We start from the raw sequence: 14495 nt of genomic DNA, 5'->3' as shown, positions 1-14495 counted from the left end.
GTGGCATCGGAAGAACCTGCCGCGAGCTCGCGGCTAAGGAAAAAGAAGCGATTCCGGCGGCGCCTGCGCAGCCGAATCATTCTGTCGTTCGTGCTGTTGGGCTTCGGCCTGACCGCGATGTTCGCGTTCGCGACCAACTGGACCCGCACTCGGGTCGAGAACCAGTTGGTCGAGGACGCGATGAACCGCAACATCGACGAGTACGCGCGCCAGTTCTACCTGGCGCCGGATTCCAACCCGCCGGTGCCGTTCAAGCAGGTCTATGGACGGGTGGTCAAGAGCGACCGCTTCGAGAACCTGCGCCTGGAAGAGCCCGACTGGTACGCGCTGCCCGACGGCATTCACAACATCCAGGGCAAGAACACGGACGGCACCCCGTTCTCGTACAAGCTCGCGGTGCGCAAGACGCCGACCGAGTGGTTCTTCCTCGCCTACGACATGACCCAGGCCAGCAAGGGCGAGGCCCAGTTCAATCGCGCGATCTACCTGTCGGTGCTGGTGTTCACCCTGTTCTCGCTGCTGGTCGGCTGGTGGGCGGCGTCGCGGGTCATGAGCCCGGTGTCGGAACTGGCCAACCGGCTCAAGCGGTCCGGCCGCAGCGCCCAGTCCGAGGCGCTGGCCGCGCATTTCCCCGACGACGAGGTCGGCCAGTTGGCCGAGGCCCTGGACGATTACGCCGAGCGCCTGACCAACGTGGTCCAGCGCGACCGCGAGTTCAACGCCGACGTCAGCCACGAGCTGCGCACCCCGCTGGCGGTGATCAAGGGCGCGGTCGAGCTGCTGCTGTCGCGGCCCGATCTGGAAGACAAGACTCGCAACCGACTATTGCGTATCCAGCGCGCCGAGCAGCAGTGCACCGACCTGATCAGCGCCCTGCTGCTGCTGTCGCGCAACGAGCGCGGGCACGGCTCGACCGACATCGCCAAGCTGTCCGAGCAACTGCTCGACGCCCACCGCGCCCAGCTCGGCGGCAAGCCGCTGGCGCTGCGCATCGAAGGCGAGCGCGGGCTGGTGGTCGACGCGCCGGAGGCCGCGGTCGCGGTGGCGCTGGGCAACCTGATCGGCAACGCAGTCAAGTACACCACCGAGGGCGAAGTGGTGGTGCGCCTGTACCCCGACTCGGTCGAAGTGATCGATTCCGGCCCCGGCCTCAGCGCCGAAGACGCGGCCAAGCTGTTCGAGCGCGGCTACCGCGGCACCCACGCCGGCCATTCCCAGGGCGGCGGCATCGGCCTGTCGATCGTGCGCCGCCTGTGCGCCCTGTACGGCTGGGACGTGCGGGTGAAGCCCGGCGAGACGCGCGGGGTGGTGGCTACCTTGGGATTCGGGATTGGTTGAGCCGGGATTGGTCGAGCTGGGATTTAGGGATTCGGGATTGGTTGAGCAAGAGCTAAAAAGCAGAACGCCCGGCTTCGATGGAAGCCGGGCGTTCTTGTTTGAAGCTTGCGTGCAGGGTCGGAAGGGGGCGAAGCGCTCTACGAATCCCGAATCCCGGCCCGGCAGCGTCAGCTGACGGGCTCCAGCCACCCGTACTTATCGGCCGTCTTGCCGTTGAACAGGCCGAAGAACAGGTCCTGGATGCGTTCGGTGACCGGGCCGCGGCGGCCGCTGCCGACCTGGCGGCCGTCGACCGAGCGGATCGGGGTGATCTCGGCGGCGGTGCCGCACATGAACAACTCGTCGCACAGGTACAGGTACTCGCGCGGCAGGTCGCGTTCGATCACTTCGATGCCGGCGTCGCGGGCGAGGGTGATGATGGTGTTGCGGGTGATGCCGTTGAGCAGGGCGGCGCTGACCGGGGTGGTGTGCAGGGCGCCGTCGAACACCAGGAACAGGTTCTCGCCCGCGCCTTCCGAGAGCAGCCCGGTCGAGGCCAGGGCGATGCCTTCGCCGAAGCCCAGGCGGCGCGCCTCGCGCGCGACCAACTGGCCGGACAGGTAGTTGCCGCCGGCCTTGGCGCCGGCCGGAATGGTGTTCGGCGCGAAGCGCTGCCAGCTCGACACGCAAGCGTCGATGCCTTCCTCGAGCACGCTCGGGCCGAGGTACTGGCCCATCTTCCAGGTCGCCACGGCGACGTCGGTCGGGGTGTCGGCGGACAGGCCGAAACCGCCGAGGCCGCGGTAGGCGACCGGACGCAGGTAGTCGGTGGTGTGGCCGTTGGCCTTGATCACCTCATGGCAGGCCTGGTTGATCTGCTCCAGCGAGTACGGCACCGCCATGTCGTAGATCTTGGCCGAGGCGTACAGGCGGCGGTTGTGGTCGTTGAGGCGGAAGATGATCGGCCCCTGCGGCGTGTCGTAGGTGCGGATGCCCTCGAATACGGACGAGCCGTAGTGCAGCGCGTGCGACATGACGTGGGTGGTCGCTTCGGCCCAGCGCTTGATCGCGCCGTTGTGCCAGATCCATTCGGGGTATTGCATCGTCGGCTTCCGTCGTGGGGTGGAGAAACGCCTATTGTGCCCTGCGCGCGCATGCAGGCCCAACGTACGGGGCCGTCTGTGTGAGGCGGGGACGCGTGCCGGATCGGCCGCGGGAAGGGTTCAGCCCTTGATCCACCAGCAGCCGAAGTGGCGGGTCAGGCCGAACACGGTGCGCGAGGGCGTGATGCCGTTGCCCAGGGTCTGCTCCAGGCGCAGGCCGACCGGCGCGCGCCGGCGCGGGGTCGCGGCGACCGCGGCTGCGGCGGTCTCGGCCGTTGCGGTGGGCGCCGCCGCGTCTGCATCGGCGGCCGTGGCCGCCGCGCCGCTGGGGCGGCCCAGGGGGCTGACCAGCGCGGGCGAGGGCGGTTCGGCCGGCGGCAGCGGTGCGGTGGCGGCGTTCGGCGCGGCCGGCGGCAGGGTGGTCCAGGGGCCGGGCTCGGGCGGCGGCGGTGCGGCCGGAAGCACCGGGGCGATGTCGATCAGGGGCCGATGGGCGATCGCATCCAGGCGCTGCAACACCGCATAGGCCTGGTCGTCGGACATGCCGGTCCAGTGATAGACCGCGGCCAGCCGGTTGCCGTCCTGGGCGTCGATGGCGTTGGTGATCTGGCCGACCAGATCGCGCAGGTTGCGCGCGCAGCCGCCGCCGTTCTGGGCCGGGTTTTGCGCCTGGGCGGCGGCGCCGCGCGGCAGCCGATCGACGCCGCCGGCGGCGGCGCAGTCGCGATCGGTATAGACCGAATTGCCGTGCGCGTCGGTGCAGCGGCGGATCTCCGCCGCGGCCGGCGCCGGGTAGCAGGGGACGGCGATGGACGCGACGGCGGCGAGCGCGAACAACGGCAGCGAGGAGCGGGAGCGGGCGAACCAAGGCATCCGCTCAGCCTAGCGCCGCGCGCGGCCGCGGGACAGTGCGCCGGTACAGGAACCGGACAAGACGGGGCGGCGTCCGTGCACCGGATCCGGCCGCGGTGGGCGGGCCGGCCAAGGCAGGCGGCGCGCGCGGCGCCGCCTGCGTCCGGGCTCAGCGGAACGCCGCCACCGTCGCGGCGCGCTCGTTGAGCACGCGGGCGTTGTTGCTCTTCGCCGCGGTGCCCATCGGCACGCCGTTGTAGGTGATGTTGGGGTTCGACCAGTATTTCAGGCGCGGGCAGTTCGAACCGCAGTTGTAGGCCATGATGGTGCGCCAGGTCTTGTTCGGCGCCCAGTAGCCGTGACCGTAGGGATAGACGGTGTTGGTGCCGTTGTTGGGATCGTGGTGAGCGCCGAAGTTGTGGCCGATCTCGTGGGCGAAGCTGTAATAGCCGGTCATGCAGGTGTGGCCGACCACGCTGAAGGCGCCGGCGGCGTTCGAGTTCAGATAGCCCAGGCCGCAGTACGCATTGTCGGTGATGATCAGCACGTTGACGTCGGCGGCGATGTTGTTGCGGGTGGTGTGGTAGCTGTCGAGATAGCCGTCGGCGGTGCCGCGGAAGCGGCTCAGGTCGGTATCGAAGCCGGCGGTCACGTAGCTGCTGGTGTATTGGCCGGCGAGTTGGAAGCGCACGTTGACCGCGCTGTTGGCGAAGCTCTGGTTGCTCTCGGTGATCGCCAGATTGGCCTTGGCCAGCGTGTCGCCGACCGCGTTCGCCGCGGCCTGGGTGTAGACCACCATCACCCGCACCGTGTACGGCGCTTTCTGGTTGAAGGCGGCCTCGTCGAAGCTGGGGTCGTTGACGAAGGGCACGATCGGCTTGGCGTTGTAGCCCGAGGCCGGATGGTCCGGCGGCATGCGCGATTCGTCGATCAGGCTGATGGTGTGGCCGCCGCGCTTGAGCGGATCGATGCGGTACAGCTTGCCGCCGCTGCGCACGGTACCGGCGATCTTGTCGCCGTTGCGGACGATGATCGCCGACTCTTCCGGGTCGTCGATGAGTTCGGCGCCGGTGAAGGTGTTGATGCGCTTGAGCTGCTTGTTCGGATCGCCGACCAGGCCCTGCCAGATGACCACGCCGTCGGGCTTGCGTTCGGCCTGCAGCTTATGCGCTTTCAGGCTCACGCCCGGAGCCAGGTTCAGCAGCAGGGTGTCCTGGGTCTCGGTGATCTGCGCGGTGTCGGCGCGGACCAGATCGACCCGGACCGCGGCGCGCTCGGCCCGGGCCGCGCGGTAGGCGCTGTCGCTGGCGGCGCTGCGCGCCAGGCTGGAAGCGGGGGAGCCGAACAGCGGAGCGGGTTCGGCGGCGGCAGCGGCGCCGGCCAGGCCCAGGGACAGTACGACGGCGACGCTGAGGGGCAGCGGCTTATGGCGTGCGGACATGGTGCGTTCTCTCCATTGAGGGACCGCGGCACGCCGCGGCCTCAGCCGCGGTGGCGGTCGCGAGGGCATCGCTCGTCGCGGCGATGCATCCTGGGCTCAGTGAGCCGCCGCGTCGTCGCAAGGCTCAAGAACGAACTTGTCCGATCGCAAATAGAGGTTGAGAACTGCTTTAGCAAAACCGGCCAGCAGCCGCGCCAGGTCATATAGAACTGCGACGCCGGCGCTTGCTTTTCGCCTCGTCTGAACGGTTAAGGCCGGACGCTTCAGGCGATCCGCGCCAACACGGTCTGGGTCGGCTTGGCCAGGTTGAGCGTGTAGAAGTGCAGCCCGGGCGCACCGCCCTCGACCAGCCGGCGGCACAGCTGCGCTACCACGTCCGCGCCGAATTCGCGGATGCTGTCCGCGTCGTCGCCGTAGGCCTGCATGCGCTGGCCGATCCAGCGCGGAATCTCCGCGCCGCACAGGTCCGAGAAGCGGCGCAACTGGCTGAAGTTGGAGATCGGCATGATCCCCGGCACGATCGGGATGTCGATGCCCGCCGCGCGTACGTCGTCGACGAAGCGGAAGTAAGCGTCGGGGTTGTAGAAGTACTGGGTGATCGCGCCGTTCGCGCCGGCGCGGACCTTGCGCTTGAAGTTCTCCAGATCCGACAGCGCATCGCGCGCCTGCGGATGGGTCTCCGGATAGGCGGCGACTTCGATGTGGAAGTGATCGCCGGTTTCGGCGCGGATGAACTCGACCAGTTCGTTGGCGTAGCGCAGGTCGCCGGCGCTGGCCATGCCCGAGGGCAGGTCGCCGCGCAGCGTGACCAGGCGCTTGCAGCCCAGCTCGCGGTACAGCCCCAGCAGTTCGCGGATTTCGGCGCGGGTGCCGCCGACGCAGGACAGGTGCGGCGCGGCATCGAGCCGATGCGCTTCGCGCAGGCGGCGGATGGTCTCGGGGGTGTAGCTCAGGGTCGAGCCGCCGGCGCCGAAGGTGCAGGACACGTACTGCGGGGCGTGGGATTTGAGCTTGGCGGCGGTCTTGTCCAGCTGCGTGCGCTGCTCGTCGGTCTTGGGCGGATAGAACTCGAAGCTGATCGGCAGCATGGGCGCAGGCGGGCGTGGGGGTGGGTCGATAATATCTCTTTATCGCGATGAAATAAAAGTATCGATCCCGCCGGTGCGCGGCGGGGCCGGCCGGGACCATGCGGCTGCCGTCCATGCCGCTGCGCAGGCCGCGGGTCCGGCGACGACTGCGGCGTCGCCGCGGCTGCGCTATAGAGGGAGTGTCCTCCCAGCGGCCCGTCCGGCATGAGTGCGCACGTCCTGGACAACCCCATCTGGCATTCGCTGATCAGCCGCCACCTCGATCTGGCGCAGCGCCATGAGCCGGCCGCGCGCTACCCGGCGCAGATCGCGCCCTTCCTGGGCGTCGCCTCGGTACCGGCCGATGCCGCCGAAGCGCTGAGCGGCGCCTTCGCCGCGCTGGTGCCGCCCGAGGACACCGCCTTGCTGCTCGGCGTACCGCCGCCGGCAACGCCGGGGTGGGAGCTGCGCCATCTGGCCAATCTCGCGCAAATGGTCTGCGCCGCGCCGGTGGCCGGCGAAACCGACCCGGACGGCATCGTCGAACTCGGCCCAGACCAGCGCGAAGACGTGCTGGCGCTGACGGCGCTGGTCTACCCGCACTACTTCCGTCCGCGCACGATGGAGTTGGGCCGCTACTTCGGCTTCTACCGCGAAGGTCGCCTCGCAGCGATGGCCGGGGAGCGCATGGGCACCCACGACTACATCGAACTCAGCGCGATCTGCACCCACCCCGACTTCCTCGGCCTGGGCTACGCACGCCGACTGCTGCTGTTCCTGGCCAACGACAACCACGCCCGCGGCCGCATCCCGTTCCTGCACGTCAGCCGCGAGAACCCGCGCGCGATCGGTTTGTACGAGCGCAATGGGTTCGAACTGCGGCGGGATATTCCGTTCTGGGCGTTGCGGCGCAGCGCGGCGGCAGACTGAGCGCGCCTTGCACGCGACGGATCGGCAAGCGGGAAGCGTGCGAGACGCACGACGACGTCGACGTATCGACAAGTGTGCTTCGTAGACGAACGTCCAAGCAAAATCAGACTTTTCCTACGGACAGGCGTCGGCGGTCTAGCCAGACTGGTCCTGTCGCCGTCGCGGCAGAAGAGTAAAGTGTCGATCACGCGCATATCCTTCCATCTGATGCTGGCCGCCGTCGTGGCGTTGGCGGTTTCGCCGTCCGCACTGGCCGAGTCGCGCAAGCCGCAGCGCGAAGCCGCTCAGGCGTCGGCGCCGTCGAGCCTTGCCTTCAATGGCGCTCGCTATGCGCACGATCGATGCCAGCCTTGGCAAGCCCTACGACGAAGGCAGCGAACGGATCAGCCGTTGTCTGTTGGCCGCGTGCAAGGACAACCGCGAGAGATATCCGGGCAGGGAGGTTTCGCTGTCGGCTAATGCCCTGACCCGGGTGGATCATGTGGCGATGGGCCATAACGGCAACCTCTTCGCAGTCGAAGGCCGGCTGGACGACCCGGCCAGCAAGCGCGTCTGCGTGTCCGCCGAGCAGGCGCTGAGAACGCCGGTCGAGCAATCCGACCAGAAACTGGCCACTGCCAACCAGGCCATTGCACAAGAACAGGAGCGCGAACGCTCGCTCGCGCAGAGCCAGCAGCGCAGCGGGCCGAGCCTGGGGTGAGCGGGTGGATCCGCGAGTGCGTGGGTCCAGTCGCGTCGTCTGGACTCCGGGGTGAGTGGCCTATACTGCGATGGAGTTCGACCAAGGCCTTGATCCGCTGCTTGAACCGTGCCGACGTGATCTTGTCGCCTTCCGGCAAGGCCATCGCCGTCGGTTTTGAATCGGCCTAGAGCTCAAGCCGTGGCTTCAGTTCGACCACTAGAAATAAAAATCAGCCAATGAAGTGCCGTGTCTACCTCCGCATCGTCGAGTCGAAGTTCGATCTGCACGAGTTCGGGGCGCTCATCTCTCCTTGGGTAGGAGGCAGGGTGCGAGCGTTCAGATTCAAGGAGGGGCCGCCGATCGAGTCGCCGGTCTCCTACTGGACGAGCGATGAGATTGAGGTCTCGGATGGTCGGCCCGAAGAAAAGCTGCTCGGATTGTTGACGGCGTTCGATGTCGGGATTCGACAGCTTTCACTCAGCCCGATGCCGATATCCGCCGTGGTCGCCATCGAGCACCTGAGCGATGAAGAAATTCCTGGGCTGTATCTCTCCAGGGAGTTGATCGGCCTTTTGGCGACGTTGTGCGGCGATCTGGATGTCGATTATGCGTATCAACTATAAGTCGAGCGCCGTCTCTCCGAAGGGAGGGATGACATCAGATACGATCGGCCGAGGGCATGCATTTTGCCTGCGGTTGCATACTCCTCCGGCGCGCTACCGGGCGCCGTTCCCGGCCCCCGGATATCGTCGAGCTGTTTCGGACGTAGCGGCTCCGGACTGCGGCAGGCTGCGCGAGTACGGGCGGCCACGAGACGGCCTCGCTGTGTAGAGCCGGGCTTTCGGCGGTTCCGGGTTATCATGGCAAGCATCATGCTCAGGCTTGCCGTCGACTTCGGCCCGACTTGTGTCCCATTTGATCTGTGGCGAACGCATCGTCCATTTTGCTCTCATCGAAGTAGACTCCCGGCGCCTGATGAGCGTCCGCGTGGGGCTTGCAGGCGGTTGTTCGGAGGAAGTCTTTCGGTCCGACACTTGCGATTTCGGTCGCCTACTCAATGTCCAGCAGCGTCGAAACGCATCGTGCGCATGCCCGGACATCCTCAATCCGCACCGGCTACTGCCGCATATGCAGGCCTATCTGGACAATCTGTACGGCATTCATCTGCAGCGCGAACAAGGACATGCCAGCTTGGCGTTGGACGTGTGGGAGCGCGAGTACGAGGTGCAATTCGCTTTGGAGCTGGCTGCGCTGTTTTCGCGTTTGGGCGGCGAGCGTATCGCACAATGGCGGTCGGCGCTGCGGCGTGTCGATGCGGGTGATCCGTTCTGCTCGGAGCGGGTCCAGCTTCGCCAGGAGTTGCGTCGCTGGCTGCGGACCATGCGCTGATATGGATGGGCGCTCAGGCGCGCTCCTGTCCCAGAGTCCTCATTGCGGAAACAACGAATCGATGAGAAGCCGGAAGTGGCGATTGTATTTTCATCTGCTGATCATGGTTGCGATTGTCGCGACATTTTGCTCGGCGTTTTACGGATTCCGGGACTGGTTCCCGGTTGTTTTTGCTCGTTGGCGCGGTTTTCTACGCGGTTGAGTGGCTGGTTTTCCGGCGCAGAAAACGAGCCAGTCGCCGCTGGATGCCAGGTGTCGGGTGCAAGGGCGCCGGAGCGTTCGAGCGGCCGATTTTCAGTCCGACGCCGCAGTCGGGTCGCCGACGCTGCGATTGAGTTCGATCGCCGCCTTGACCAACTTCTTGACCTGCGCCGGTGCGATCTTGTCGCCTTCCCGCAGCACCATCGTCGCCAGTTCGTACTTGCCGCTGGGCTTGAGCCGCGGTTCCAGCTCGACCAGGCGTTTGCCGCGCCAGAAGCCGAACAGCACGCGTTTTTCTTCGGCGCGGATCAGCAGCACGGGGCCGTTGCTGAAATAGACCAGGTGACCCCATTTGATCCGCTCGTCGAGCGTGCCGGCGGCCAGGGTGGCGCGGCGTAGGCTTTCGACCAGGGGGCGGTGCCAGCCGTCCAGCGCGGCGACGTAGGCGTCGGGGGAGGCGGCAGGAACGGACTTCTTCATGAGCAGCCTCGCCGGCGATGCCCGGAGCGGGCAGGTCGATTCTGGGCGCCGGGATCGGGCCGATCAAGGCGGAGGCGGGGGATGCACGCCTTCGTGGCGGGCGTCTCGCGCGCGGATGCGGGGCCGCGGTTTGCGTCATTCCTGCCGCGAAGCTTTCGCTACTGCACAGCATGCCCGCTTGCTGGCTGCTGCTTTTTCCTGAAGTAGGGGGCGGCGGTTGCTTTGCGGCGCAAAGAAAACGGGCGCCCGAAGGCGCCCGTTTTCGTCTGCAGCAACCGCCCGCAGGCGGCGTCGATCAGTAACGGTAATGATCCGGCTTGTACGGACCTTCCACCGACACGCCGAGGTAGGCGGCCTGCTCGTCGGTCAGTTTGGTCAGCTTCACGCCGATCTTTTCCAGGTGCAGGCGCGCGACTTCCTCGTCGAGCTTCTTCGGCAGGATGTAGACCTTCGGCTCGTAGGTATCCTTGTTCGCCCACAGGTCGATCTGGGCCAGGGTCTGGTTCGAGAACGAGTTCGACATCACGAAGCTCGGGTGGCCGGTGGCGCAGCCGAGGTTGACCAGGCGGCCTTCGGCCAGCAGGAAGATGCTGTTGCCGTTGGCGAAGGTGTACTTGTCGACCTGCGGCTTGATGTTCAGGCGCTTGGCGCCGGAGGCGTTGAGCGCGTCGACCTGGATTTCGTTGTCGAAGTGGCCGATGTTGCAGACGATGGCCTGATCCTTCATGCCCTGCATGTGGGCCAGGGTCAGCACGTCCTTGTTGCCGGTGGTGGTGACGTAGATATCGCCGCGGCCGAGGGTGCTCTCGACGGTGTTGACCTCGAAGCCTTCCATCGCCGCCTGCAGGGCGTTGATCGGGTCGATCTCGGTGACCACGACGCGGGCGCCGTAGGCGCGCAGCGAGTGGGCCGAGCCCTTGCCGACGTCGCCGTAGCCGCACACCACCGCGACCTTGCCGGCCAGCATCACGTCCATCGCGCGCTTGAGGCCGTCGGCCAGCGATTCGCGGCAGCCGTACAGGTTGTCGAACTTGGACTTGGTGACCGAGTCGTTGACGTTGATCGCCGGGACCAGCAGCTTGCCGGCTTCGGCCAGCTGGTACAGGCGGTGCACGCCGGTGGTGGTCTCTTCCGAGACGCCCTTCCAGTCGCGCACGACGGTGTGCCAGAAGCCCGGGCGCTCGGCATGGACGCGCTTGAGCAGGTTCTTGATCACCTGTTCTTCGTGGTTGCCCGACGGCGTGTCGACCCAGGTGTCGCCGTTCTCGAGCTCATAGCCCTTGTGGATCAGCAGGGTCACGTCGCCGCCGTCGTCGACCACCAATTCCGGGCCGAGGTACTTGTCGGTGCCGTTGCCCGGGAAGGTCAGCGCGGCCAGGGTGCAGTCCCAGTATTCCTCCAGGGTCTCGCCCTTCCAGGCGAACACCGGGGTGCCGCTGGCGGCGATCGCCGCGGCGGCGTGGTCCTGGGTCGAGAAGATGTTGCACGAGGCCCAGCGCACGTCGGCGCCGAGGTCGCGCAGGGTCTCGATCAGGACCGCGGTCTGGATGGTCATGTGCAGGGAGCCGGTTACGCGCACGCCCTTGAGCGATTGCGCGGCGGCGTACTTCTTGCGGATCGACATCAGGCCCGGCATTTCGTGCTCGGCGATGTCCAGCTCCTTGCGGCCCCAGTCGGCCAGGGAGATGTCGGCGACCTTGTAGTCGCCTTCGGTCGAGAAGGTCTTCGGTACTGCGTTCATTGAGGGTGCTCCAGTTCTTTGGGGAGCCGGCGGATGCCGGGTCCGGCGAGCCACCGCGGGTTGCGGCGGTGCTCAAACCGGGCGCCGTTGGGACCGAGGCCTCGCCGAGCCTGGCCGTGGACGTTCACGGTCGCAGCGCCCCTCGGCGGGCTGAGCGACCATTATATCGCGGCCTCCCCGAGCTCCGCATCGCAGCGTGGCGTGAGTCTGAACGCGTACGGGACGACGGCGGCCGTGGCGCGCCCCGCGGTGACGGGCGCGAACCAGACCGAATGGCATAGGCCCGCCGCGGTCCACGGCGGCTAAGCTGGGGGCGAGGGAGCGCGCGCTAGCAGCATGCAGGCGGCCGTCGGCAACGACGGCCAGGGCTCCTACGCACTTTCATTCAGGGAGCCTTTCGCCGATGAGACCTCTTGCGCGACGTTGCGACCGACGTCCCTCCATGCTCCGCCTGCCGCGGACTTTGCTGCTGTCGGCCTTGCTGCTGGTACTGCCGCTGAGCGCAGCGGCGCAGACCGCGACCGCCGCCGGCTACCAACTGCCGCCCAAGCCGCTGCAGGCCATCGTCGATGCGCCGCGTCCGCCGCAGTTGAGCTTGAGCCCGCGCCGCGACTGGATGGCGGTGGTGCAGACGCCCTCGCTGCCGGGGATCGAGGTGGTGGCGCAGACCGAGCTCAAGCTCGCCGGCCTGCGCCTGCACCCGCGCGTGCGCGCGCAGAGCCGCTTCAGCTTCGGCAGCGATCTGAGCCTGCTGCGGATCGAGGGCGGCAAGCCGCACAAGATCGAAGGCCTGCCGTCGCCGCTGTCGCTGGCGACGCTGGAATGGTCGCCGGACCAGCGCTGGCTCGCGTTCAACCGCGTCGACGCCGGCAGCGGCGCCAACGAACTGTGGTTGGTCGACGTCGACGCGCGCCGTGCGCACCGGATCGCGGCAGGACTCAACACGGTCGCAGGACGCGGCTACGCCTGGATGCCCGACAGTCGCCGCCTGCTGGTGCAATTGCGTGCGGAAGGCGAGGGCGAAGCGCCGGCCGGCGATGCGGTACCGGCCGGCCCGGCGGTGCAGGAAACCGAAGCCAGCGCGACCGTGCGCCAGATCCGCACCTTCCAGGACCTGCTGCGCAACGAAAGCGATGCGCGCCAGTTCGAGTACTACCTGCGTTCGCAACTGGCGATGGTCGATCTGACCGGTGCGGCCGCGCGGCTCGGGGCGCCGGCGCTGTACACCGGCGCGCGGCCCTCGCCGGACGGCAAGCACCTGCTGGTCACCAAGATCGAGCGGCCGTTCTCCTACCAGGTGCCGGCAAGCATGTTCCCGCAGCGCATCGAGGTGCTGGGCGCGGACGGCAAGTTCGAACACGAAGTGGCGCGCCTGCCGTTGATCGACGGCCTGCCGACCGGCAACGACGCCGTGCCCACCGGCGTGCGCAACGTCGACTGGCGCAGCGACGCGCCGGCGACCCTGGTCTGGGCCGAGGCCCAGGACGGCGGCGACCCCAACCGCGCGGCCGAGATCCGCGATGCGGTGCTGACCCAGGCCGCGCCGTTCGACGCTCCGCCGCAAACCTTGATGCGCCTGCAGTCGCGCTTCGCACGCGCGCGCTGGGGCCGCGGCGATCTGGCGCTGATCGACGAGTTCTGGTGGAAGACCCGCCAGACCAAGCGCTGGCGCGTGGCTCCCGACGAGGGCGGGCGCGAGCCGGAACTGCTGTACAGCGGCCTCAGCGAAGACCGCTACAACGACCCGGGCGACCCCTTGATGCAGCGCGACGCCGCCGGTCGCGAGCGCCTGCAGGTGTCCGCCGACGGCGGCAGCCTGTTCCTGGCCGGCGAGGGCGCATCGCCGGAAGGCGACCGTCCCTTCCTCGACCGTTACGAGCTGGCCGGCAAGGCCAAGACCCGGCTGTTCCACTCGCAGGCGCCGCATTACGAAGCGCCGTACGCGCTGCTCGACGATGCCGGACAGCGACTGCTGACCCTGCGCGAGTCGCCGACCGAGCCGGCCAATCTGTTCCTGCGCGAGCTGTCGCGCGCCGATGCCGCGCCGGCGCCGCTGACCCGCTTCCCGCACCCGACCCCGCAGCTGAAGGACATCAAGAAGGAGCAGATCCGCTACAAGCGCAAGGACGGGGTCGAGCTGACCGCCAACCTCTATCTGCCGCCGGGCTACGACCCCAAGCGCGACGGTCCGTTGCCGATGCTGATGTACGCCTATCCGGGCGAGTTCAAGTCGGCCGCGGCCGCCAGTCAGGTCACCGGTTCGCCGTACCGCTTCAACCTGGTCAGCTTCTGGGGACCGCTGCCGTACCTGGCGATGGGGTATGCGGTGCTCGACGATCCTTCGATGCCGATCGTCGGGGAGGGCGAGCGCGAGCCCAACGACACCTACATCGAGCAGCTCACCGCCAGCGCCGAAGCGGCGGTCGACGAGGTGGTGCGTCGCGGCGTCGCCGACCGCGAGCGGATTGCGGTCAGCGGCCATTCCTATGGCGCGTTCATGACCGCCAACCTGCTCGCGCATACCCGCCTGTTCAAGGCCGGCATCGCCCGCAGCGGCGCCTACAACCGCACCCTGACCCCGTTCGGTTTCCAGGCCGAGGAGCGCAACTACTGGCAGGCGCAGTCGACCTATCAGGCGATGTCGCCGTTCAACTACGCCGACAAGATCAAGGACCCGTTGCTGCTGATCCACGGCGAGCAGGACAACAACTCCGGCACCTTCCCGATCCAGAGCGAACGCCTGTTCGCGGCGATGAAGGGCCTGGGCGGCAAGGCGCGGCTGGTCATGCTGCCGAACGAGAGTCACGGCTACCGCGCCCGCGAGTCGATCCTGCACATGCTGGCCGAGACCAACCGCTGGCTGGAGCTGTACGTCAAGAACGCCAAGGCGCAGGGCGGCAAGGCCGGCGACCCGGGCAAGTCGGCGGTGGCCCAGCCGGCGGCGTCGAAATAGGCGTCGACTCGTCGCGACGCCGTGCGGAGCATGCCGCACGGCCGAGGCCGAACGAGCGGTGTGAAGAAACGGAGCGCCAGGCGCTCCGTTTTTTTCGCGCGCCCGGCACAGGGTCCGGTCTGCCGTCGCGCGGCGATGCCGTCCGCGAAAAACGGAGTGGAGATGGTGGCGCAAGCGCCAATCCGCGCCGTGCCGTGCGGGCCATTCGCGTCGGCTCAATCGCGTCGATCGCGCCGGGTGCGGCACGGGTTTGGCGCGGATGCGCGCGTTCTTGTCCCGACGCCGCGATCGGCGCCGAAGCGCGGTCCGCGCACAACGCGCGGCTGAGGCGGGGGAGCA

Annotated in this window: 12 protein-coding genes and 1 riboswitch; of the genes, 6 read left to right on the top strand and 6 right to left on the bottom strand. The window is 67.7% G+C overall.

Annotated features, from left to right (window positions below):
* A complete protein-coding gene (locus tag TX83_RS09770) occupies positions 1 to 1338 on the top strand; it encodes a sensor histidine kinase (protein ID WP_064747759.1) in 1338 nt (445 codons plus the stop codon).
* 167 nt (positions 1339 to 1505) lie between these two features.
* On the opposite strand, the gene TX83_RS09765 is transcribed toward TX83_RS09770, so the two are convergent.
* From TX83_RS09765 to metF, 4 genes are all read right to left on the bottom strand, one after another.
* Positions 1506 to 2420 carry a branched-chain amino acid transaminase gene (locus TX83_RS09765; protein ID WP_064747758.1) on the bottom strand — a complete coding sequence of 305 codons (915 nt, stop codon included), beginning with the start codon at positions 2418 to 2420 and terminating at the stop codon, positions 1506 to 1508.
* 120 nt (positions 2421 to 2540) lie between these two features.
* Complete coding sequence (locus TX83_RS09760) at positions 2541 to 3293, bottom strand: DUF4124 domain-containing protein (protein WP_064747756.1); 753 nt, start codon at positions 3291 to 3293, stop codon at positions 2541 to 2543.
* 148 nt (positions 3294 to 3441) lie between these two features.
* Positions 3442 to 4713 carry a M12 family metallo-peptidase gene (locus TX83_RS09755; RefSeq protein ID WP_064747754.1) on the bottom strand — a complete coding sequence of 424 codons (1272 nt, stop codon included), beginning with the start codon at positions 4711 to 4713 and terminating at the stop codon, positions 3442 to 3444.
* 263 nt (positions 4714 to 4976) lie between these two features.
* Positions 4977 to 5801: a methylenetetrahydrofolate reductase [NAD(P)H] gene (gene metF, locus TX83_RS09750; RefSeq protein ID WP_064747752.1), complete on the bottom strand. Its 825-nt coding sequence runs from the start codon at positions 5799 to 5801 to the stop codon at positions 4977 to 4979.
* Between the two features lie 204 nt (positions 5802 to 6005).
* Between metF and TX83_RS09745 the strand changes: the two genes are divergently transcribed.
* The 4 genes from TX83_RS09745 to TX83_RS22730 all read left to right on the top strand — a co-directional run bounded on the left by TX83_RS09745 (position 6006) and on the right by TX83_RS22730 (position 8781).
* Positions 6006 to 6710, top strand: coding sequence for a GNAT family N-acetyltransferase (locus tag TX83_RS09745; protein ID WP_064747750.1), 705 nt, complete (start codon positions 6006 to 6008; stop codon positions 6708 to 6710).
* Between the two features lie 328 nt (positions 6711 to 7038).
* Entirely contained in the window at positions 7039 to 7410 is a 372-nt protein-coding gene (locus TX83_RS09740; RefSeq protein ID WP_064747748.1) for an XVIPCD domain-containing protein, read from the top strand.
* 218 nt (positions 7411 to 7628) lie between these two features.
* Complete coding sequence (locus TX83_RS09735) at positions 7629 to 8015, top strand: hypothetical protein (protein WP_064747746.1); 387 nt, start codon at positions 7629 to 7631, stop codon at positions 8013 to 8015.
* A gap of 283 nt (positions 8016 to 8298) precedes the next feature.
* Positions 8299 to 8781, top strand: a complete 483-nt coding sequence (locus TX83_RS22730; RefSeq protein WP_141233450.1) for a hypothetical protein — start codon at positions 8299 to 8301, stop codon at positions 8779 to 8781.
* Between the two features lie 294 nt (positions 8782 to 9075).
* Here TX83_RS22730 and TX83_RS09725 read toward each other — a convergent pair whose 3' ends face one another.
* The gene (locus TX83_RS09725) at positions 9076 to 9462 is read right to left on the bottom strand and encodes a DUF1801 domain-containing protein (protein WP_064747743.1); all 387 of its coding nucleotides are present in this window, start codon (positions 9460 to 9462) and stop codon (positions 9076 to 9078) included.
* Positions 9463 to 9757: 295 nt separating this feature from the next.
* Positions 9758 to 11203 carry an adenosylhomocysteinase gene (gene ahcY, locus TX83_RS09720; RefSeq protein WP_064747742.1) on the bottom strand — a complete coding sequence of 482 codons (1446 nt, stop codon included), beginning with the start codon at positions 11201 to 11203 and terminating at the stop codon, positions 9758 to 9760.
* A 72-nt stretch (positions 11204 to 11275) separates the two neighbouring features.
* A riboswitch (S-adenosyl-L-homocysteine riboswitch) is annotated at positions 11276 to 11353 on the bottom strand.
* Positions 11354 to 11645: 292 nt separating this feature from the next.
* Between ahcY and TX83_RS09715 the strand changes: the two genes are divergently transcribed.
* Positions 11646 to 14156, top strand: a complete 2511-nt coding sequence (locus TX83_RS09715) for a S9 family peptidase (protein ID WP_186442570.1) — start codon at positions 11646 to 11648, stop codon at positions 14154 to 14156.
* Positions 14157 to 14495 lie beyond the last annotated feature (339 nt).

The organism is Lysobacter antibioticus HS124 (assembly GCF_000336385.2).
Taxonomy (GTDB): domain Bacteria; phylum Pseudomonadota; class Gammaproteobacteria; order Xanthomonadales; family Xanthomonadaceae; genus Lysobacter; species Lysobacter firmicutimachus.
Note: the sequence above shows the minus strand (reverse complement) of the source record. Positions and strands in the feature narration are given on the sequence as shown.